This is a genomic window from Sphingobium sp. TA15, assembly GCF_037101235.1.
In the GTDB taxonomy this organism is placed as follows: domain Bacteria; phylum Pseudomonadota; class Alphaproteobacteria; order Sphingomonadales; family Sphingomonadaceae; genus Sphingobium; species Sphingobium indicum.
The window spans coordinates 2929169-2950531 of the sequence record NZ_AP025355.1; the positions used below are offsets into that span (position 1 = coordinate 2929169).

The 21363-nt window shown below is 61.9% G+C and carries 14 protein-coding genes; 13 read left to right on the top strand and 1 reads right to left on the bottom strand.

The window, feature by feature from the left end; translation table 11 throughout:
* Positions 1 to 65: 65 nt before the first annotated feature.
* Positions 66 to 2459: a TonB-dependent receptor gene (locus Sj15T_RS14475; RefSeq protein ID WP_013038785.1), complete on the bottom strand. Its 2394-nt coding sequence runs from the start codon at positions 2457 to 2459 to the stop codon at positions 66 to 68.
* A gap of 183 nt (positions 2460 to 2642) precedes the next feature.
* On the opposite strand from Sj15T_RS14475, the gene Sj15T_RS14480 reads away from it, so the two are divergent.
* The 13 genes from Sj15T_RS14480 to Sj15T_RS14540 all read left to right on the top strand — a co-directional run bounded on the left by Sj15T_RS14480 (position 2643) and on the right by Sj15T_RS14540 (position 21274).
* Positions 2643 to 4388: an arylsulfatase gene (locus Sj15T_RS14480; RefSeq protein ID WP_013038786.1), complete on the top strand. Its 1746-nt coding sequence runs from the start codon at positions 2643 to 2645 to the stop codon at positions 4386 to 4388.
* Positions 4385 to 5266 carry an SUMF1/EgtB/PvdO family nonheme iron enzyme gene (locus Sj15T_RS14485; protein ID WP_013038787.1) on the top strand — a complete coding sequence of 294 codons (882 nt, stop codon included), beginning with the start codon at positions 4385 to 4387 and terminating at the stop codon, positions 5264 to 5266. Before Sj15T_RS14480 ends, Sj15T_RS14485 begins: the two co-directional genes overlap by 4 nt.
* Before the next feature lie 958 nt (positions 5267 to 6224).
* Positions 6225 to 8750, top strand: a complete 2526-nt coding sequence (locus tag Sj15T_RS14490) for a TonB-dependent receptor (RefSeq protein WP_253720671.1) — start codon at positions 6225 to 6227, stop codon at positions 8748 to 8750.
* Positions 8751 to 8777: 27 nt separating this feature from the next.
* Positions 8778 to 9554 carry an SDR family oxidoreductase gene (locus Sj15T_RS14495; RefSeq protein WP_013038792.1) on the top strand — a complete coding sequence of 259 codons (777 nt, stop codon included), beginning with the start codon at positions 8778 to 8780 and terminating at the stop codon, positions 9552 to 9554.
* A gap of 56 nt (positions 9555 to 9610) precedes the next feature.
* Positions 9611 to 10786: an acetyl-CoA C-acyltransferase gene (locus Sj15T_RS14500; RefSeq protein ID WP_013038793.1), complete on the top strand. Its 1176-nt coding sequence runs from the start codon at positions 9611 to 9613 to the stop codon at positions 10784 to 10786.
* A gap of 51 nt (positions 10787 to 10837) precedes the next feature.
* A complete protein-coding gene (locus Sj15T_RS14505; RefSeq protein ID WP_007685109.1) occupies positions 10838 to 11314 on the top strand; it encodes a MarR family winged helix-turn-helix transcriptional regulator in 477 nt (158 codons plus the stop codon).
* A 714-nt stretch (positions 11315 to 12028) separates the two neighbouring features.
* Positions 12029 to 12820 (top strand): enoyl-CoA hydratase/isomerase family protein, encoded by a 792-nt coding sequence (locus tag Sj15T_RS14510; protein WP_013038795.1) that lies wholly within the window; start codon positions 12029 to 12031, stop codon positions 12818 to 12820.
* Positions 12821 to 12892: 72 nt separating this feature from the next.
* Positions 12893 to 15010 (top strand): 3-hydroxyacyl-CoA dehydrogenase NAD-binding domain-containing protein, encoded by a 2118-nt coding sequence (locus Sj15T_RS14515; RefSeq protein WP_013038796.1) that lies wholly within the window; start codon positions 12893 to 12895, stop codon positions 15008 to 15010.
* A complete protein-coding gene (locus Sj15T_RS14520; RefSeq protein ID WP_013038797.1) occupies positions 15007 to 16806 on the top strand; it encodes an acyl-CoA dehydrogenase in 1800 nt (599 codons plus the stop codon). Before Sj15T_RS14515 ends, Sj15T_RS14520 begins: the two co-directional genes overlap by 4 nt.
* 12 nt (positions 16807 to 16818) lie before the next feature.
* Positions 16819 to 17820, top strand: a complete 1002-nt coding sequence (locus Sj15T_RS14525; protein ID WP_013038798.1) for an NADP-dependent oxidoreductase — start codon at positions 16819 to 16821, stop codon at positions 17818 to 17820.
* A 16-nt stretch (positions 17821 to 17836) separates the two neighbouring features.
* Positions 17837 to 19402, top strand: a complete 1566-nt coding sequence (locus tag Sj15T_RS14530) for an AMP-binding protein (RefSeq protein WP_013038799.1) — start codon at positions 17837 to 17839, stop codon at positions 19400 to 19402.
* Positions 19403 to 19609: 207 nt separating this feature from the next.
* Positions 19610 to 20524, top strand: coding sequence for an SDR family NAD(P)-dependent oxidoreductase (locus Sj15T_RS14535; protein WP_013038800.1), 915 nt, complete (start codon positions 19610 to 19612; stop codon positions 20522 to 20524).
* Between the two features lie 33 nt (positions 20525 to 20557).
* Positions 20558 to 21274 (top strand): hypothetical protein, encoded by a 717-nt coding sequence (locus tag Sj15T_RS14540; protein WP_013038801.1) that lies wholly within the window; start codon positions 20558 to 20560, stop codon positions 21272 to 21274.
* Positions 21275 to 21363: the final 89 nt, after the last annotated feature.

Consider the following 21363-nt stretch of genomic DNA (forward strand, 5'->3'; position numbering starts at 1 on the left):
TTGATTGAATAATACACATAATGATCACCAGTTATCCTGCCATGGGGCGGCGAGCGTCGATCGACCTAGAAACGCGTCCGGAGAGTCACGCCATAGGTTCGCGGATCCCCCAATGTGCCGGTGATCGCCCCGGTATTGGCGGCTGACAGGCTCTGGAAATAATCCTTGTCGAAGAGGTTGCGGCCCCACAACTGCAGGTCCAGCGCTCCATCCAAAGCTCGTACGCCGATGCGCGCGTTGAGCAGGCTGTAGCCGGGAATCAGCGAATAGCGCGACAGGCTCGCCGTCGTGTAGAAGTTGGAGCGATAGCTGAAATCAGCGCCGGCATAGACCTCCGCCTCATGTCCCAGGCGATTGCCGATTGCAGCCTTGGCCTCGCCGCCGGCGGAGAAGGCCCATTTCGATACGCCCGGCAATCTGTCGCCCGACAGATTGCAGGACACGATGCCCGTCGTCTCGATCGGACAAGGTGCGTTGGGATAGCTCACATATTGCGCGTCGGTATAGGTGCCTGAGCCATAGAGCGAGAGCCATGCGGCGGGGACGAGGCGAATGTCTCCCTCGAACCCGCGCGTGCGCACCTTGCCCACATTGGTGAAGTAGGAGATGTTGTTGCGATCCGGAGCGGTATCGACGATCGTCGTCTGATAATCGCTGACGTCGGTCCAGAAGCCGGCAAGGTTCACCGTAAGCTTGCCGCCCGACCAACTGGTCTTCAATCCCAGTTCATAGCTGTCGATGGTTTCCGGCTTGATGACCGGATCGACGGCGAACTGGCCGGTCGTGACGATATTGGCAAGGTTCAGCCCGCCGAACTTGTTTCCACGTCCATAGGTGGCGTAGAGCAATGCGTCCGGCGTCACCTTCCAGGACAGCGTCGCCTGACCCGACAAGCGGCCTTCCTTCGTCTTCGCCTCATAATGGTTGGCGACGCCGTATCGCGCGCGGATCGCCTGCGCGGCAGCCTGCTGCGCGGTCGTCAAACCGCTCAGATCGGCGCCCGTCGCCTCCTGATCGAACCAGCCGCTCTTGGTTTCATAGGTGTAGCGCAGGCCGGTGGTGAGGTCGATCGTCGGCGTGACATGCCAGATCGTCTGGCCGAATGCGGCGTAGCTGTTCGTCACGGGTTTCGAATGGCTGAGAACGGTGTAGTTGTTGAGTGCCGCCGCCCCGACAGCCGGATCGACCGTGGGCGCCAGGAACCAGGGAGCCGCGTCCGCGCCATAGGCATTGAGCGCTTCCGCCTTGATCGACTGCCACAGATAATAGAGGCCGGCGATATAATCGACTTTGCGCTCGCCCTCGGAAGCGATGCGCAACTCCTGACTGAACTGCTGCTGGTTGTTGCTCTGGTGAAAATCCCGACCTGCATCCAGACGGGTGCTGTCGCCATCATTGTGCGGATACCAGTCCCACCGACGCCAGGAAGTGACGGAGGTCAGGGAATGTCCCGGCAGGGCGAGGTCCGCGATGGCGGACACGCCGCCCTGGCGCATCTTGTATCGGGGATTGCCATCCATATCGACGATGCGCTCGCCCGGCGCATCGGCAACGACCGGCACGCCGAGCCGGGCAGTCCGATCGGTATAGTTGTTCGCGAAATTGCCGCCATTGTCATAGGTGCGGATGACGCCGGTCAAGACGGCCGCCGCAGTCCGCTGTTTCTGGAAGCCATAGTCGCCGATCAGCCGCAGCTTGAAATTGTCGGTCGGCGTGAACAGCAACTGTCCGCGCAGGCCGAAATCATGATAATCCTGTGTCCTGCTGTCGTCATAGCGATTGGTGACATAGCCGTCCCGATCCGTCTTGGAGACATAGATGCGGGCCGCAAGCTTGTCGTCGATCAGCGCGCCGCTCGCATAGGCGTGCAACTGGCGGAAATCATAATTGCCATAGGTCAGATCGCCGCCGATCTCCGGCTCGAAAGTCGGTGATTTGGTGGTGATGACGACCGCGCCCGCCGATGTATTCTTGCCGAAGAGGGTGCCCTGCGGACCACGCAGAACCTCGATCCGCTCAATGTCGGCGAGATCGAAGACCGCCTGGCCGGGCCGGGCGAGATAGACCTGGTCCATGTAGACGCCGACCGCCGGCTCCAGCCCGTCATTGTAAACGGAGACATTGTTGCCGAGGCCGCGGATGTTGATGCTGGTGTTGCGCGGATTGGTGACCGTCACCACGAGGCTGGGACTGAGGGCCTGAAGATCGCGCAGATTGTAGGTCCGCGTAGCTTCGATCTGCTCGCCGCCATAGCTGTTCGCGGCGACGGGCACGTCCTGGATTTTCTCGTTCCGGCGCCGGGCGGTGATGATGATTGCGCTGCCGGCATCAGCGGAATCGACAGCGTCGACGGCTGCCATGTCGGCGGCGGCTTCGCGCTCCGCCGCCTGGGTCTGCGGCGATGTTGCGGCAAGAATGATGGCGAGGGCAAGCGGAGATGCAGTGTGACGGATAGACATGAAACCCCTTTTTCATGATGACGATGACGGTTGAGTCTTTCTCAACGGAACGACTAGAGAATTATCTGGACATATGGCGAGACAGTTTTTCTATCGATGCGGTAGACAATAGATTGTTTCGGAATCGCGCGATGTCCGCTTAGGTCCGGCGGGCAATTTCTCTTTCGGTTCCGGAGATCGGCTATGAATAAGATGTTGAAATTATCTGCCTTTCTGACGGCGACCGCACTTGCGGGCGTCGCTGCGCCGGTGGTGCGGGCTGCGCCGGCGGCCGATCCCGTTGCTGCGCCGGGTGCGACTCAGCGTCAGCCAAACTTCCTTGTCATCGTCGCCGACGACCTTGGCTGGTCCGATCTGGGAGCCTTCGGCGGCGAGATTCAAACCCCCAATCTGGACGCCATCGCCAATGCCGGGGTGCGCTTCACCGGCTTCCACACCGCGCCGACCTGCTCGCCCACCCGCTCCATGCTGCTGAGCGGCGTCGACAATCACCAGGCCGGCGTGGGTTCGATGGCCGAAACCCTTCAGCCCAACCAGATCGGCCAGCCCGGCTATGAAGGCTATCTCAACGACCGGGTCGCCTCTATCGCCGAACTGCTGCATCAGGGCGGCTATCGCACGCTCATGTCCGGCAAATGGCATCTGGGCCTGACGCCCGAGCGCGGCCCGGCCGCGCGCGGGTTCGAGCGTTCCTATGCGTTGCTCCAGGGGCTGGGCAATCATTTCGGCGCCGACCAGAACAAGGCCTGGGCGGCGATCGGCGGCGCATCCACCTATCGCGACAATGGCAGGATCGTGAAATATCCCAAGGGACGTTATTCGGCCGATTATTTCACCGACCGGCTGATCGGCTTCCTGGAGGAAGGCGCGAAGGACCAGCGGCCCTTCTTCGCCTATCTGCCCTACACCACGCCGCACTGGCCGATGCAGGCGCCGGCGGAAACGATCGCCAAATATAAGGGCCGCTATGACGCTGGCTATGAAGCATTGCGCGACGCGCGGCTGGCGCGGCAGAAGCAATTGGGCCTCGTCCCCGTCGACCTGAAACCGCACGACTGGGAGGGAGTGAAGCCCTGGGCCTCGCTCAGCGCCGACGAAAAGGCCATCGAGGCGCGCAAGATGGAAGTCTATGCCGCGATGGTCGATCGCATGGACCAGAATGTCGGCCGCGTGGTGGAGGTGCTCAAGAAGCTGGGCCGCTATGACGATACGGTCATCATCTTCCTCGCCGACAACGGGCCGGAGGGCAATGTGATCGAGGCACCCTTCCAAGCGGCGCTGAAGCCCGACAAGCTGCCCGCGCTCAGGATCGACAACAGCCTCGACAATATCGGCAAGGCTTCCTCCTATGTCGGCTATGGCCCCGGCTGGGCGCAGGCGAACAGTTCGCCGTCCTGGCTGGTGAAGAGCTATCCGACCGAGGGCGGCACCCGCGTCACCGCTTTCGCTGCCGGGCGCGGCGTCGCAGGGCGGCGGATCGCGGGCGGTCTGTTCAGCGTCACGGACGTCGCGCCGACCCTGCTGGACCTCGCCGGGCTGCAACAGCCCGCGACCTTCGCCGGCCACGCGATCCTGCCCTTCCAGGGGCATAGCCTGGCGCCGGTGCTGACCGGCGGGCAGGCGGAAGTGCGCCAGCCGACCGAAGCGGTCGGGACCGAACTTTTCTACCGCCGCGCGCTGCGCAAGGGCGACTGGAAGGCGGTCTATCTGCCGACGTCGAGCAGCGCCTATCCGCGCAACAGCGTCGGCACCGGCGTCTGGCAATTGTTCAACGTTGCCCAGGATCCGGCCGAAGCCCATGATCTGGCAGCGGCCGAACCAGCGAAACTCAAGGAGCTGGTCGCCGACTGGGACAGCTATGCCAAGGACAAGGGCGTGGTCCTGCCACCGCCCGAAGCCGCCAAGCCGGAAGGCGCGGCAAAGCCATGAGCCATGGACGGCGGCATGCGGGAGCATTCGCGGCCTGCGCGATTGCGCTGCTGGGCGCCGCGCCGCCGCCTGCCGCCAGTCCCGGCCCACGCTGCGACGCGCGCGACGGCCGCGTGCTGGTGCCCGCCGGGACGGTGCTGCTGGGCGAGGATGGAGATGGGCGGCCGGGCCAGGCGGTCGCCGTCCCCGCCTTCTGGATCGACCGGCATGAAGTGACCAATCGCCAGTTCGCCGCCTTCGTCGCCGCCACCGGCTATCGCACCGCCGCTGAGCAGGAAGGGGGGTCGGCCGTCTTCGTCCAGCCGACCGGCCCGGTGGACCTCAACAATGCCGGCAATTGGTGGCGCTATCGGCAGCGGGCGGACTGGCGCCATCCCGACGGCCCCGGCAGCGACATTGCGGGCCGGGAGGACTGGCCCGTCGTCCACGTCAATTACCAGGATGCCGCCGCCTATGCCCGTTGGGCCGGGGCGGCCCTGCCGGATGAAGCGCAATGGGAAAGGGCGGCGCGGGGCGATCAGTCCGGCCCGCGCGATCCGCGTAGCTGGGCCTATGATGGCGAAGGGCATCCGACCGCCAATAGCTGGCAGGGCGTGTTCCCGGTCCGCGATACCGGCCAGGACGGCCATGTCGGCTTGGCGCCGGTCGGCTGCTTTGATGGTAACGGCTTCGGCCTGCACGACATGGTCGGCAATGTCTGGGAATGGACCAGCGAAAGGCGCGGCGGCAACGGACTGATCAAGGGCGGCTCCTATCTCTGCGCGATGAACTATTGCGCCAATTTCAGGCCCGCCGCTTTCCAGGCCCAGGAACTGGACCTTGGCACGTCCCACATCGGGTTCAGGACGATCGCAACAGAGCCGGACCCATCGAGCTGAAAACCGGAACAGGCTGACCGGGATGGCGCACGTCCTCGCTGCCAATGTTAGGCAGCGTGGACAAATTCAAGACTTGCCGGACTGAGTGATTTGGGTGGAGAGCGGACGCTTCCTCTATTCGTCACCCCGGACTTGATCCGGGGTCCCGCTGCCTTGGACAAGGCGGGCACTCAGACAAGAAAGCGGGACCCCGGATCAAGTCCGGGGTGACGGTGGGGCAATGACCGAAATTGGCCATTTCACGACATTTTCGAATTTGTCCACGCTGCCTAGCTACGCTCCGCTCCGGCTCGCGAAAGGCCGGCATTTTCGGCTCGACATCTTCTGAAATGTCGATACGGCCCAGGACCGATCGACGGCACTGACGCTGCCGATCCGAGAGTATCGCCAACCTGCAAGCCCTCCGGCGCGATATTGCCCGTGAGGATGCCGTTCCGCGTCACGCGCTCCAGGTTGCCGTAGGTGCAAGATCCTTAAAATAGCAGCTTGACGCTATCGGACTGCGACTATATCTGTATATACAGATAAAAGGAGGGGTAGGCGATGCTGGACGTTGCCGGAAATCGATATGGCCAAGGGAGAGGCGGTGAACAAAGGTAACCCAATCTGGGGACTCATGCCGCTTGGCTGTCGTTGCTGAAGCAGGGCGCGGATCGGAAGTTCCTCTGAGATGATGGCTCATCGCAATGCTTTCGGTCCTGGCAGATGTGCGGGAAGCAGGCCGACATAGCAGGGCCGTGTGCAAAAGCATGGCTGTTCCGGGCGTGCAGATGTCTCGCTGTCCCGTCCATTCAAAGCTTGGGTGATTCCATGACAGAATTCGTCAAAGTCCAACTTCATGGCGGCATTTGTACCGCAACGCTGGCGAGAGCTGGAGAAGGGGAACGCGCCGACCGCGGCCAAGCGACCTGGTAGGCGCCGCCTTTTTACATAAATTACCTGTATATACATGTAATTTATGTACGACAATATAAGAATTGATGAAAGACGAGGGGAGAGAGATATCATGATTGCTGACGTAAAACGCAAGCTGCTGCATGGGTCCGCATTTTGCCTGGCCCTGCTTACGGCAGGGGGGCATGCGGCCGCCCAAATTCCTGACGCAGTGAGCCAGGAGGCGCCTGCTCAGGACGGCCAGAATGAGGGCGGGCTGCAGGAAATCATCGTCACGGCGCAGACCCGCGCGCAGAAGCTGCAGGAGGTTCCGATCTCCGTGGTGGCCGTGCAGGGTACCGATCTTGCGACGAAAGCCGTCATTCGCCCGATCGATCTTCAGATCGCCGCGCCCGGCTTCACCGCCACGGAGACGGCGTTCGCGACGCAATTCTTCATCCGCGGCATCGGTTCCGGCCTGAATGCCGGGTTCGAGCAGTCGGTCGGCCTCTATGTCGATGGCGTCCATCTGCCGCGGTCGCTCCAGACCCGCATACCGTTCCTGGACGTGGACCGGGTCGAAGTGTTGAGGGGACCGCAATCCATCTTGCTCGGCAAGAACGCCATTGCCGGGGCCTTGAACGTGACGACGGCCAAACCCACGCAGGATTTTTTCGGCCGCCTCACCTCGTCTTACGAGTTCAACGCCAATGAATTGGGTCTGGAGGGAGCTGTCTCCGGCCCCATCACGGATACGATCCGCGTCCGCGTGGCCGGCAAATATCGCAGCAGCGACGGCTATATCAGGAACCTGACTCTCAACCGGCTCGAACCGGCGAGAGACGAAGCTGCCATTCGCGTGACAGCGGACATCGACGTCACCCAAGACCTCCAGCTTTCCTTCAAGAGCGAATACAACCAGTTCAATACAGATGGCAAAGCCATGGAGATATATGGCGAGGAACCTGCAAAAGCGGGGCCTTTTGCCGGGCTCACTTATGCCCAGGTGCTCGTCAACGTGTTCCACCTCGATCCTACGCTTCTCGACAACCGGATCGACGGCCGCCGGACGTCCGACGGCGAGAAAAGCCGGGCCCACGCCACCGCCAACGTCCTGACGCTGAACTGGCAGACGGGCGGATACACCCTGCGTTCGACCACGGCCTACACGACCGCCCTCGCGGACGATGACGCGATCAATCCGGATCTGCTGGGGGCACGGATCATCACCGGCCATATCCGCGACAATTACACGCAGTTCAGCCAGGAACTCCGGCTGATTTCGCCCAAATTCGACAGTTTCGACTTTATCGCGGGCGCCTATTACGCCAATGGCCTGCAGCGTTATCGTCAGGCCGTCGGGTTCCCCTCGGATTCGACGTTCGTCACGATCGTGAATGCGCGCCAGCCCGGTGCCGGCACGCTGGTGGCCAATACCTGGATCAACCGGCGGGTGAGGGTGGAGGCGGATACTTTCTCCGCCTTCGGCCAGTTGAACTGGAGGCCGATATCCGATGTTACGGTCCAGCTCGGCGGCCGTCTGAGCTACAGCAAGATCCAAGGCTCGAAGATCCTCACTGTCGAACCGATAGGCGGCGGAGCGCTTCCGGCCGCCCAGGTCAATGCGCCCCTGGTCTATGCGCAGGTTCTGGCGGCGTCGTCCTCCAATCTCGCCGGGCTGGGGGCGGCCGGGAATGCGATGATCAACCGCCTCGGCGAATTCCCCGTCGCCGGGACGAGGCGGGAAACGCGATTCACGCCCGACGTGAAGATCCTGTACCGGCCGACTCCGCAAGTCATGCTTTATGCGGGCTATGCGCGTGGTCAAAAGAGCGGCGGGTTCGATTTCGCCGCCAACAACAGGTTGACTTATCCGACCGCGCGCGATGCCTTCGAATTTGACGATGAAAAGGCACAGAATTTCGAGGTCGGCAGCAAGATGTCGCTGCTCGGAGGACGTGCCGAACTCAATCTCGCAGCTTATTACACCAAGCTCACGAACCTGCAGATCTCCATCTTCGACGGCCGTTTGGGTTTCAATGTCGGCAATGCCGCAAGCGCGCGGGCGCAGGGGATCGAGGCCAATGGGCGGATGCAGTTGGGACGGCATTTTACGCTGTCGACCGGCGTCAACTATACGGATTTCAAATATCTCCGCTTCCCCAATGGCCAATGCTATTTCGGACAGACGCCCACCGTGGACGGCAATGGCGACGGCGTGCCGGAATTTTGCGACTATAAAGGAAAATCCAGCCAGTTGACGTCAAAGGTTACAGCCAATGCCAGCCTGACATCGGTCTTTCCGATATTCGATGGCTACCAGATCGGCACGACGACCGAGGTCTTCTATGCGAGCGCCTATGACGCGGCGGCCAATTACGACCCCGCCGGTCGGCAGGCCAAATATGCCTTGCTCAACATGCGCGTCGGAGTCGGTCCGGAGAACGGGTCCTGGGAATTGGCTTTCGTCGGCAGGAACCTTACCGACAAGCAGGTTTTCCAGTTTGTCGGGGACACCGCAATCGCGGCCACCGTTGCCCAGGCCAAGTCGAACTACGCCATCCTTTCACAGGGTCGGACGCTGGCCATTCAATTGAACGCAAAGTTCTGAACAAAATAAATCCAAAAAGGAATTACAATGGACGCTCGAAAACTGTTCAATCTTGAAGGAAAAACGGCCCTCATTACCGGAGGGACGCGCGGAATCGGGTTCATGATCGCCCAGGGTCTCGTTCAAGTTGGCGTCAAGACCTATGTCACGTCGCGAAAGGCCGAAACCTGTCAGGAAGCCGAGGCGGAGCTTCGCAAGATTGGCGAAGCCTACGCCATACCCGCCGACGTCGCAGATGCGGATCAGGTCGCTGCCCTGGCCGCGGAATTCTCCCGACGCGAGGACAAGCTGCACATCCTCGTCAACAATGCGGGGACCTCCTGGGGCGAGCCGTTCGACCAGTTTCCGCAATCGGGCTGGGACAAGGTCATGCATCTGAACCTCGGCGCGGTCTTCTTCTTGACGCAGAAGCTCGCTCCGTTGCTGCGGAACGCCGCGACATCGGATGATCCGGCGCGGGTCATCAACATCGGTTCGGTCGACGGCCTGACCGCGCCGGCGGTCGAAAATTATCCCTATTCGGCCAGCAAGGCGGCGGTGCATCATCTCACCCGCCACTTGGCCCGGTTCCTCGCCGAATCCCATATCAACGTCAATGCCATCGCCCCCGGACCGTTCCCGACCAAAATGACCGAGTGGCTGCTCCAGGAACATGGGGAGGAAATCAATTCGATGATCCCGCGTCGACGCACCGGCACGCCCGGCGATGCGGCAGGGACCACCATATTCCTCGCCTCTCCCGCATCCTCCTACATCACCGGCGCAGTCATTCCGCTGGACGGCGGCTTCTCCACCACCCGGTGAGGCAGCGCCTCGATCAAGCCCGGCACCAAATTCGTTGAGCATTTGAAGGAACAGACATGCGCGACGCAGTAATCGTCTCCACCGCCCGCACGCCGATTGGGAAGGCATATCGCGGCGCTTTCAACAATCTTCCCGCTCCGACGCTTGCCAGCCATGCGATCAGCGCAGCGGTCAGCAGGGCAAAGTTGGATCCCGCGGACATCGACGACTGCATCATGGGCAGTGCATTGCAGCAGGGGAGCCAGGCCACGATCGGTCGGAACGCGGCGCTGCGCGCTGGCCTTCCGGTCACGGTCGCGGGCATGTCGATAGACCGGCAGTGCGCATCCGGCCTGATGGCGATTGCGACCGCCGCCAAGCAGATCATCGTCGATCGCATGGACATCGTGGTGGCAGGGGGCGTGGAGTCGATCTCATTGGTCCAGACCGACGCCCTTCGCGTCGACGAAGACCCGGAATTGGTCGCGCTTCATGGCGATGCCTACATCGCCATGATCGACACGGCGGAAAATGTCGCGCGGCGCTATGGCGTCAGCCGCGCGGCCCAGGACGAATATTCGCTCCAGTCGCAACAGCGCACCGCCGCGGCACAGGCCGCTGGACTGTTCGCGGACGAGATCGTGCCCGTGACCGCGACAATGATCGTGACGGACAAGGCGACTGGAGAAAAGACGCCCAGGATCGTCACTCTCACGCAGGATGAAGGAAATCGCGCCGACACCACTCTTGAGGGGCTGGCCGGTCTGAAGCCGGTCCGCGGGCCCGACGCCTTCATCACCGCCGGCAATGCCAGCCAGTTGTCGGACGGTGCGTCCGCATCGGTGCTGATGGAGCGCCAGGTCGCCGAGGAGCGGGGACTGCAACCGCTTGGACGCTATCTCGGAATGGCCGTTGCAGGCACCGAGCCCGATGAAATGGGGATAGGGCCCGTGTTCGCCATTCCCAAACTCCTCGATCGCTTCGGCCTCGGCATCGGCGACATCGGCCTTTGGGAATTGAACGAGGCCTTTGCAAGCCAGGTCCTCTACTGCCGCGACGCGCTGGGCCTGCCCAATGACCGCCTCAACGTGAACGGAGGGGGCATCTCGATCGGCCATCCTTATGGTATGACGGGTGCCCGGTTAGTGGGTCATGCGCTGCTCGAAGGGCGGCGGCGCGGCGAGAAATATGTCGTCATCACCATGTGCGTCGGAGGCGGCATGGGGGCGGCCGGACTGTTCGAAGTGCTGTAAAGGCAACGGGACGGTTGACTGCCTGATTTTTAGCTGTATATACATGCAATTATGCGTGATGTAGATGCTTCGCTTCTCTCCGCCCAACATGGGCTTGACTGCACTTGCTTCAGGTTGCGGCAGGCAACGCGCCGCGTATCCCAGATCTACGACAGTTATCTGGGCGAACTGGATCTCAAGAACACCCAGTTCACGCTGCTTGCACACCTCACCTTGAAGGAGTTTACCATCGGGGAACTGGCGGACTGGATGGTCATCGACCCCACGACGCTCAATCGCAATCTGCGATATCTCCAGGAGCGCGGTCTTATTGAGAGCGCGCCCGGCGAACGTGACCGGCGGGAACGTTGCCTCAAGGCAACCCCTGCCGGTCGCGATCTCTACAAGCAGGCGGTCCCGTACTGGAAGGCGGCGCAGGCTGCCATACGGAAGGCGCTGAGCAGGGAGACGAGCGACCAACTCCATTCGGTGTTGTTGCATGCAAGCAAGCTCGATCTGCCCGAAGAGGCTGTGATCGCCCAGAATTGATCGACATTCGGCCCTCTCGGGCTGCAAATGGCTTTTCCTGTGTTTCCAGTGTTCGCCCGCTTTGTCCACGCGGCGCTGGACCGTCTACCGCGTCCGCTCTTTGACTGAGCACGGCTCGTTCCAGACTGTGGCGGGAGAGTTGCGTCGAGTCGCCGAAGTATCTTCAACGTAGAGACGAGTCGTGAAGCGTTCCGGCCAAGTCTTCGCCGGATTCCAAGGTAATGCTAGGCCGCGTGGACAAATTCGGAATATCGGGAAAAGGCCAATGGCGGACATCAGTTTCCGTCACCCCGGACTTGATCCGGGGTCCCGCTGCCTTGGGATAGGCGTGCACTCGGAAGAAAGCGGGACCCCGGATCAAGTCCGGGGTGACGAATAGGGGGGCGTCCGCTCTCCACTCAAATCACTCAGTCCGGCAAGTCTTGAATTTGTCCACGCTGCCTAGGGTATGGAGCTTGCGCGCCGGACTTGACCATTTTCCGGTTTCCGTCCCCGTTGATTTCGTGAAGCATGGCCCGGCCATAGCTGCAATTTGCACCGCCTTGGGAGTCTGCGCGCTGATCTGATGCGACCTGCGCAAAAGTCCGATTCCATCAAATCCGAGAGCCGGTTCAACCCTCCCAGAAATCGGCTTGACTTGATCGGCGGGCAGATGCATGCACCTACAGGCATTTTATCTGTATATACAGATATATTGAAATCGGGAGAGACGACATGTCTGAGTTTTGTACTTTTGAGCTCGATGGGAATGTCGGCGTGCTTACCTTCGCCAACGCCCCACTCAACCTCATCACCTTTCCGCTGATGGACCTGTTTGACGAAGCGCTGAACCAGGCGGCTCTGTCGGACATGCGCGCCCTTATCGTGCGGAGCGAGGGCCCTCACTTCTGCGCCGGCGCCGACGTCAAGATGTTCCTCGATCGGTCGGAGGCCTATGCCCGCCACCAGTTCAGCCGCGCGCTTCCGCTGATCATTCAGCGCCTGGAGGAGCTCCCCGTTCCCGTCATTGCACAGGTTCAGGGCTTCTGCTTGGCCGCCGGTCTGGAAATCGCCATGGCCTGCGACATCATCGTCGCGGGCAAAAGCGCGGAATTCGCCCAGGTCGAAGTGCATATCGGCGCTTCCACCTTCCTGGGCGGCATCGAACGCCTTGCCACCCTTTGCGGCGCCAATCGGGCCCGTGAGATCGTTTTTGGCGGCGATCGCTATTCGGCCGAGCAGTTCGAACGCTGGAACATCGTCAATCGCGTGGTCGAGGATGAGCAGCTTGCCGAAAAAACCATGAAATATGCTCGTCGGATCGCGAGCGGTCCGACCCGGGCCCATGCGGTCAGCAAGCGCCTTGTCCGGGCGGCGCTGGACGATGGCGTGCGCGGCGCGGACCGCCTGATCGGCGATATCGCCGCGCCGTTGTTCGAGACCAAGGACATGCAGCATGGCGTGCGCGTCCTGCTTGAGCACGGCTCGCGCAACATGATCGGCAAGGCGAAATTCGAGGGCAACTAAGTCCCCTCGATCTGTGCGGTTCAGGAGGGCGGCCGTGTCGCCCTCCTGCACAATCTCAATGTGGAACATCTGATGACCAGTGCGCTTGCAATACATGACGGCGTTGCCGTCATTGCCTTGGACAATCCGCCTGTAAATGGCCTTTCGCACGCGCTGCGATGCTCCATTGTGGACGCCGTTGCCGAGGTCAACCTCAATGAAAATATCGTGGCAGCCGTCCTTATCGGGGCTGCGCTCCCCTTTTCTGGAGGGGCGGACATCACCGAATTCGGTACGCCGAAAAGCTGGGAACAGCCCGATCTCGTAGCGGTCATAGAGGCGGTTGAAGCCTCGGCGAAGCCTGTGGTGGCCGCCATCGCCGGGGTGGCGCTTGGCGGCGGACTCGAACTGGCATTGGGATGTCACGCGCGCGTCGCCCTTCGCAACGCCCGCGTCGGATTGCCTGAGGTGAAGCTCGGACTTCTCCCGGGCGCGGGCGGCACCCAGCGCCTCCCACGGCTTGTCGGCGTCGAGACTGCACTGGATCTTATTACCAGCGGCCGGCTGCTGCCGGCCGGCGCGGCGGAGCTCAAGGGCATGTTCGCTGCGCTCGTCGAGCCGGACGAGGATCTGCTCGAAGTGGCGTCTTCCATCGCCCGCTCGGTCGCGCGTTCCGGTGAACTGCCATCCATCTCCAGCCTGCCGCCAGCACAGCCGCGACCCGAAATCTTCGATGCCGCGCGCGCTCGGTTGAGCGGATCGGGTGAACGATATCCCGCTTTGCCTGAGATCATCGCCGCCGTCGAGGCGGCAACCGTCCTGGATTTCGCGGCCGGGATGGAGGTCGAGAAGGCCGCGTTCAAGCGGCTTATCGAGACCGACGTCTCCAAGGCCCTGCGCCACGGCTTCCTCGCCGAACGGCGTGCCTCGCACGTCCGGGAGATTGGCGCGGACGTGGGCGTTCGTCGCCTGGACACCGCCGCCGTCATTGGCGCGGGCCTTATGGGGACGGGTATCGCCCAATGCCTGGCGGCTGCGGGTATCGAGGTCACCCTGCTCGAAACCAGCGAGCAGGCCACGGTCCGTTCGGAAAAGAGCGTCGATGACGTCCTTGGCCGTGCGGTGGCCAAGGGGCGCCTGACCGCGAAGCAGGCGGAAGCGCAGAAGGCGCTCATCCGCTGGACCACGGATTATGGCGATCTGCGCAATGTCGATATCGCCATCGAGGCCGTCTTTGAATCGCTCGAAGCAAAGCGCGCGGTTTTTGAGGAGCTGGACAGGAATCTGCGTCCTGGCGCGATCCTGGCTTCGAATACCTCGACCCTGGATCTCAACGCGATTGCCGCGTTCACGCAGCGGCCGGCCGATGTCGTGGGAACGCATTTCTTCAGTCCCGCGAACGTGATGCGCCTGCTGGAGGTCGTCCGCGGCGACCGGACGGCGCCCGATGTGGTCAAGACAGCGATGCAATTCGGCCGCCGGATCGGCAAGGTCAGCGTCCTGTCCGGCGTCTGCGACGGCTTCATCGGCAATCGCATGGTCGAGGAATATTTCCGCCAGGCGATGTTCTTGGTCGAAGAGGGGGCGCTGCCTTTTGAAGTCGACGAGGCGCTGGAGGAATTCGGCTTCTCCATGGGGCCGTTCAAGGTCGCCGACCTTGCCGGGCTGGATATCGGCTGGTCGATCAGGAAACGGCGCGCGCAGGAACGGCCCGACATGCCCTATTCGCCCGTGCTCGACGGGCTTTGCGAGCAGGGAAGATTCGGCCAGAAGACCAAGGCCGGAGTCTATCTCTATGCCGATGGCCGCACGGCCGTGCGGGATCCGGAGGTTGAACGGTCGATTGCCGCCTTCTCGCAGTCTCAAAATATAGCGCGGCGCGAGATTTCAAAATCCGAAATCGTCGACCGTTGCGTCCTTGCTCTCGTCAACGAAGGCGCGAAGATCCTGGAGGAAGGGATCGCCCAGCGAGCGAGCGATATCGATGTCGTCTACCTCGCGGGATACGGCTTCCCGGACTTCCGCGGCGGACCGATGTTCCATGCCGACAGTGTCGGCCTCGACAAGGTCGTCGAACGCATGACCGTCTTCGAACGGCTCCAGACGCGTGACCCGGCTTTCTGGCGGCCCGCGCCCCTGCTTCAGCACCTCGTTTCAACCCATTCCAACTTTGCGGATTGGACCAATCGGTCCGCCATGGAGAATTTATGACAACCCTGAACTCGAAACTGCTCTCAAGGACGAATCTCGACTTCCTTCTCTATGATTGGCTCGAAGCTGAAGCCATGACCGGACGGGAGCGTTTCGCGGATCACGATCGCGCGACCTTCAGCACGATGATCGATACGGCTGAAAAGATCGCCACCGACTGGTTCGCCAACCACAATGCCAAGGGCGACAAGCACGAGCCCTATATGGAAGATGGAAAGGTCGTGCTGATCCCGGAGATCGCGAAGGCCTATGGCGCCTTCCGCGATGCCGGGTTCCTGGCGACGACCAATGACGCGCAATATGGCGGACTCCAACTGCCCTTCGTCATCGATCGGGCGTGCATCGCCTATTTCCTGGCGGCCAATATCGCGACATCGGGCTACGCCTTCCTTACATGTGCCGCGGCCAATCTTCTGCTGGCCCATGGCACGCCCGAACAGATCGACCGCTTCGCCCTGCCGATGCTGGCCGGGCGCTTCACCGGCACCATGTGCATGTCGGAACCGCAGGCAGGCTCGTCGCTCGGCGACATCCGCACCCGCGCCGAACTTCAGCCTGACGGCAGCTACAGGCTCTTCGGCACGAAGATGTGGATTTCGGGCGGGGATCACGAACTCAGCGAGACAATCGTGCATCTCGTGCTGGCCCGGACGGGTCCGGCCGAACATGGCGTACGCGGACTGTCGCTGTTCATCGTACCCAAGCACATCGTGCGGGATGGAAATCCGGCGGAGCGCAACGACGTCGCGTTGGTCGGGCTCAATCACAAGATGGGCAACCGGGCGACGACCAACTGCGTCCTGAGCCTTGGCGACGGACAATTTGCCGTCGACGGCCAGGCGGGAGCGGTGGGCTATCGCATCGGCGAGGAAAATCGTGGCCTCTCCTACATGTTCCATATGATGAACGAGGCGCGCATCGTCGTCGGCCTGGGCGCGGTGATGCTCGGCTACACCGGCTATCTGCACGCTGTGCAATATGCACGCGATCGTCCGCAAGGCCGCGCGCTGACCCAGAAGGGCGGCGATCCGGTGGCGATCATCCAGCATGCGGACGTCCGCCAGATGCTTCTTACGCAAAAGGCCTATGTTGAGGGCGGGCTTGCTCTGTGTCTCTACCTGGCAAAGCTGCTGGACGATCAGTCGACGGGCGACGAGGAGACCGCTCGCCGGGCGTATCTGCTTCTCGACCTGCTTACTCCCATCGGCAAATCCTGGCCCGCGAAATGGTGTCTGGAGGCCAATAATCTGGCGATCCAGGTGCATGGCGGCGCCGGTTACACCCATGACTTCCCGGTCGAGCAATTCTATCGCGACAACCGCATCAACGCGATCCATGAGGGTACGCACGGTATCCAGGCGCTTGACCTGCTCGGGCGGAAGGTCCTGAACGGCGAGGCGATAGCTTATCTGGATTCCGTGATCGATGACCGCTGCACTTCTGCGGCCGGCAGTGCCAATCCGGACACGCAGGAGTGGGCGAGGCGCCTGCGCAGCGCCTGGCAGGATATCCAGCGCGTCACTGAAGGGCTGAGTCGGGAACAGGATGTCGAACGTCGGCTGGCCAATGCGGGCCTGTATCTCGACGCATTCGGTCACGTCATCATCGCCTGGATATGGCTCGAACAGGTCGACGCCCTCGATCGTGCAACCGACGTCTCAGAGGACTTCATCCTCGGGAAGCGCCAGGCGGCCCGATATTTCTTCGATTGGGAATTGCCCAAGATCAACCACTGGCTCGCTATACTCGAACGATTGGATTCCACTGCACTCGAAATGCAGGATTCCTGGTTCTAACAAGGATTCGACATGACCTATTCGAACAGAAAAATAATATTCGCGGAGCGCCCGACCGGAGAAGTCACGAGAAGCGCCTTCAATTTCGTGGAGGAGACGCTCCCGGAACTGAAGGAGGGCGAGGTTCTTGTTAAGAATCACTATATCTCCATCGACCCCTATCAGCGCGGCCGCATGAAGACGGGCAAGAGCTACGCCAAGCCCATGGACATCGGCGATGTCATCGTGGCTGCCACCGTGGGCGAGGTGCTGGAATCGCAGAGCGACGCGCTCCCGGTGGGAACGATGGTCGCGGGCTATCTCGGGTGGCAGGAGAAGGCCATTGCGCGGGCCAAGCACCTGCAAATGATTCCGGCGACCGGCGGCGTGTCCCCATCGGCGTATCTCGGCGCCGCCGGCCTGCCTGGCGTGACCGCCTGGATGGGATTGCGGCTGATCGGCGAACCCAAGCCGGGCGAGACGGTCGTGGTCTCGGCGGCCGCGGGCGCGGTGGGGAGCGTCGCGCTCCAACTGGCGAAGAATGCCGGCGCGCGCACCGTGGGCATCGCCGGCGGCGCGGCCAAATGCGCCTATATCGTCGACAAGTTGGGCGCGGACGCAGCGGTCGACTATCGCGCGGATGACTTCGCGGATCAGCTCGCTGCAGCTACGGGCGATGGCGTCGACGTTTATTTCGACAATGTCGGCGGCCCGGTGAGCGACGCGGTCTTCGCCAGGCTCAACAACTTCGCCCGCGTGCCGCTATGCGGCGCAATTTCCGAATATCAGTCCAAGCCGGCGCCGATCTACAATCTGACGCAGGCGATCATCACCCGCGCCCGCCTGCAGGGTTTCATCTGCACCGACAGAATGGACCTCTGGAATAGCGCGGTGGAGGAGCTTGTGGAGCTGATCGCGCAGGGCAAGATCATCTTCAACGAAAGCGTGGCCGAGGGTCTGGACGCGGCTCCGGAAGCCTTCATCAGCATGCTCAGCGGCGGCAATCTGGGCAAGCAGCTGGTTCGCCTCGCGTAAGGAAAAGGAACGGGAGATGGATGAGGACACGCTGCTTGGCATGTTCGACAAGGCCGTTCGCGAGCATCGCGGCAAGAAGTTCCTGCATGATCGGGGAAATTGGCTGAGCTATGGAGAGGTCGATGATCTCGCTCGCAAGGTCGTCGGCTTCCTTCGCGAGCAGGATGTCGCTGCCGGCGACAGGATATTGGTTGCCCTTCCGAACAGCGCATTGTTCCCGATCATCCTCTATGGGATCCTGCGCATAGGGGCGACCATCGTGCCGGCTAATCCCCTGCTGAAGGGTCGCGAACTGGCGATGCTGGTCGACCATTCGCAGGCGAAGGTCGCCATTCTGGCGCCCGATTCCGCGCGGGAACTGCAACAGGCGCGCCCGGACGGCCTGGCTGCAGCGGCCTTCGTCGCGGGGGGCGTGGCCGAAGGCTTCGTCGAGTTCGAGACGGCTCTGGAGCGCAGTACGCCCGCGAATGACTGGCCGCAGGCGGGGAAAGACGACATAGCGGCTTTTCTCTATACTTCGGGTACGACGGGCGACCCCAAGGCGACGATGCTGTCTCATGGCGCTCTCGCGGCGGCGATCCGGGCCTGGGTCGAGAAATTCGCCCTCACCTCCGACGACCGGCAGATCGCCATGCTGCCGATGTTCCATTCTTTCGGCTTCATCGTTGTCCTGAACACGACGATGTCGGTCGGCGGCAGCTTGATCATCATTCCCAGATTTCTGCCGGAGCCGGCGCTTGAGGCGATTTCCGAGCACAAGATCACGGTGCTCACGGCGGTCACGACGATGTTCGGCGCCCTGCTGGATGTCGCGGAAAACCGCACGCCGGCGCTGGAATTCCCTGCGATGAGGCTGGCCGGCGGCGGAGCAGCCTCCATCCCTCCCGATATCGTGAGCCGGGCGGTTGCGACCTTCGGCTGTCCCATGGGGCAGGGATATGGGATGACCGAATGCGGCACCGCCGCCACATTCACCGCCCACAAGACGGAGCTTGCCCTGGGCGAAGTCGGCACGCCCATGTTCAACATCGAACTGGGGATCGTCGATGATCGCGGCGTTCCTCTCCCGGATGGCGAAGTGGGGGAGATCGTGGTCCGCGGCCCGGCGGTAATGACCGGCTATTACCAGAATCCGGAAGCTACCGCCGCGGCGCTCAAGGACGGCTGGCTCTATACCGGAGATCTGGGACTGCGCACGCCTGATGGGCAGTATTTCTTCAAGGATCGCAAGAAGGAACTCATCATAAGAGGTGGATTCAATGTTTCGCCCGGCGAGGTGGAGGCGGTTCTTTACGAGCATCCCGATGTGAAGACCGCCGCCGTCATGGGCATTCCGGATAGCCGTCTGGGCGAGGAAGTGGTTGCCTTCGTCGTCCGCAAGAGCAAAGAGCCTATCGACACGCTGGCCCTTCGGGAATTCGTGCAGGGCCGGGTCGCACCCTATAAATATCCAAGGCATGTCGTGGAGCTGGAAGCATTGCCGCTGGCGCCGAACGGCAAGGTTTTGAAGAAGAATATCGATGCGTGGGGGATCGTGCGCAAGCATCTCGCATCCAGCGGGAGCGGCGGCGCAGGCACCTGATGCCAAAGGCGGAAATCGGAGTGGCCATCTGAGGGACATAGGACCCGATTTGCAAGTTGGCCGGTGATTTCCCGTCCGGTGGCGGCGGTGAGGATGGAATATCGGCCCTGCGGTGAAAGGCGAGGGTTCACGCCCGTCCTCCAGGGTCGGGGCAGGGCTGGTCCGGGGCAAAAAGCGTTGGGCGCAAACATATGGACAGAGGTTTGAATGGCAATTGATCTTCGAGGCCGCGTTGCGATCGTCACCGGCGCCGGTGGCGGACTGGGCAGGGAACATGCGTTGCTGTTGGCAAAGCGTGGCGCCCGGGTCTTGGTCAACGACTTGGGCGGCGCCAGCGACGGGCGGTCCGCCGCGGCCGAAGCAGTGGCGGAGGAGATTCGCCGCAACGGTGGCGAGGCAATCTCGAACGGTGCCGATGTCACGGACGTCGACCAGGTGGCCGCGATGGTCGAGCAGGCCAAGGCGGCGTGGGGCCGGATCGATATCTTGGTGAACAATGCGGGAATTTTGCGCGACCGAACCTTCGTCAAGCAGAGTTTGGACGATTTTCGCCTTGTCATCGAAGTGCATCTCATGGGCTCGGTCAATTGCACCAAGGCTGTCTGGGGTGAAATGATCGAGCAGGGCTATGGCCGTATCGTGATGACGACCTCTTCGTCCGGGCTCTACGGCAATTTCGGTCAATCCCAATATGGCGCGGCCAAGATGGGGCTTGTAGGATTGATGAAGACGCTATCCCTGGAAGGGCGCAGGAACGATGTCCGCGTCAACTGCCTGGCGCCCACGGCCGCGACCGGCATGACAGAGGGAATTCTTGACGAACAGGCGCTCGCTGCATTGGACCCGGCTCTCGTCGCCCCCGGAATGCTTGCCCTGGTATGCGACGATGCGCCTAACGGCATGATCCTGTGCGCAGGCGCCGGCAGCTTCGAGTGCGCGCATATTACGCTTACCCAGGGCCTTTACGTGGGTGCCGACGCCCACGCGCCCGAACGGATACTCGCCGGCATCGATCGCATCCGCGAGCGCGCGGGCGAAATGGTGCCGGTCGCGGGTATGGAGCAATCGAACCATGAACTGTCTCGGGTGCCCGCCCTCCAATCGGCCGCCGCCGATGGTTAGGGGCCTGGCAAATGCCCACGAAAGGAAGCCGATATGAACAAGCTGATCGCGGATGCCATCGACGCCCATGGAGGGTGGGAGCGATGGGAAGCGCTCAAATCGGTGCAGGTCGATGTGGTGACCGGCGGCGAATTGCTTGACCGGAAAACGGCTCCCGGTTCCGGCACGCTGCGGATAACGGCCAAGACGCAGCGCCAGGAATGCCGCATGGGTCCGATCGACGGTGACATGATCACGATTCTGGAACCGGGCCGGGTAGCGATTGAAACTGCGGACGGGACGTTGGTCGCAGAGCGGCACGACCCGCGCGCGGCCTTCAACGGTCATGAACTGGATACGCCCTGGGATCCGCTGCATCGCACCTATTTCGGCTGCTATGCGATGTGGAGCTATTTGACCGTGCCCTTCTCCCTCGCGATGCCGGGAGTGCAGGTGTGGGACATTGATCCGCTTGAAGAGGATGGGGAGCTCTGGCAGGGCGTTCGTGTCGTCATGCCGGATGAAATCGCGACCCATAGCCGGGCGCAGGAATTCTATTTCGGCGACGATATGCTCATCCGGCGCCAAGACTATACGCTCGACATCGCCGGCGGCCATAGAATTGCGAACTATGCCCTGGATATTGTGAGCGTGGATGGCCTAAAGTTCGCCTCGAAACGCCGGGCCTATATGTGCAACAAGAAATATGAGGTTCTGCGCGATCGGCTGCTCATCCGGCTGGACCTCTCCAACTTTCAGTTGATCGCGTGAAAGGCGTTTTCACCGCTGGATGCGGGGAGCGCCGGATGCAATGAATTCGCCTGCGCCAACAGCTCTTTTTTCCGCGCTGGAGCATTTTC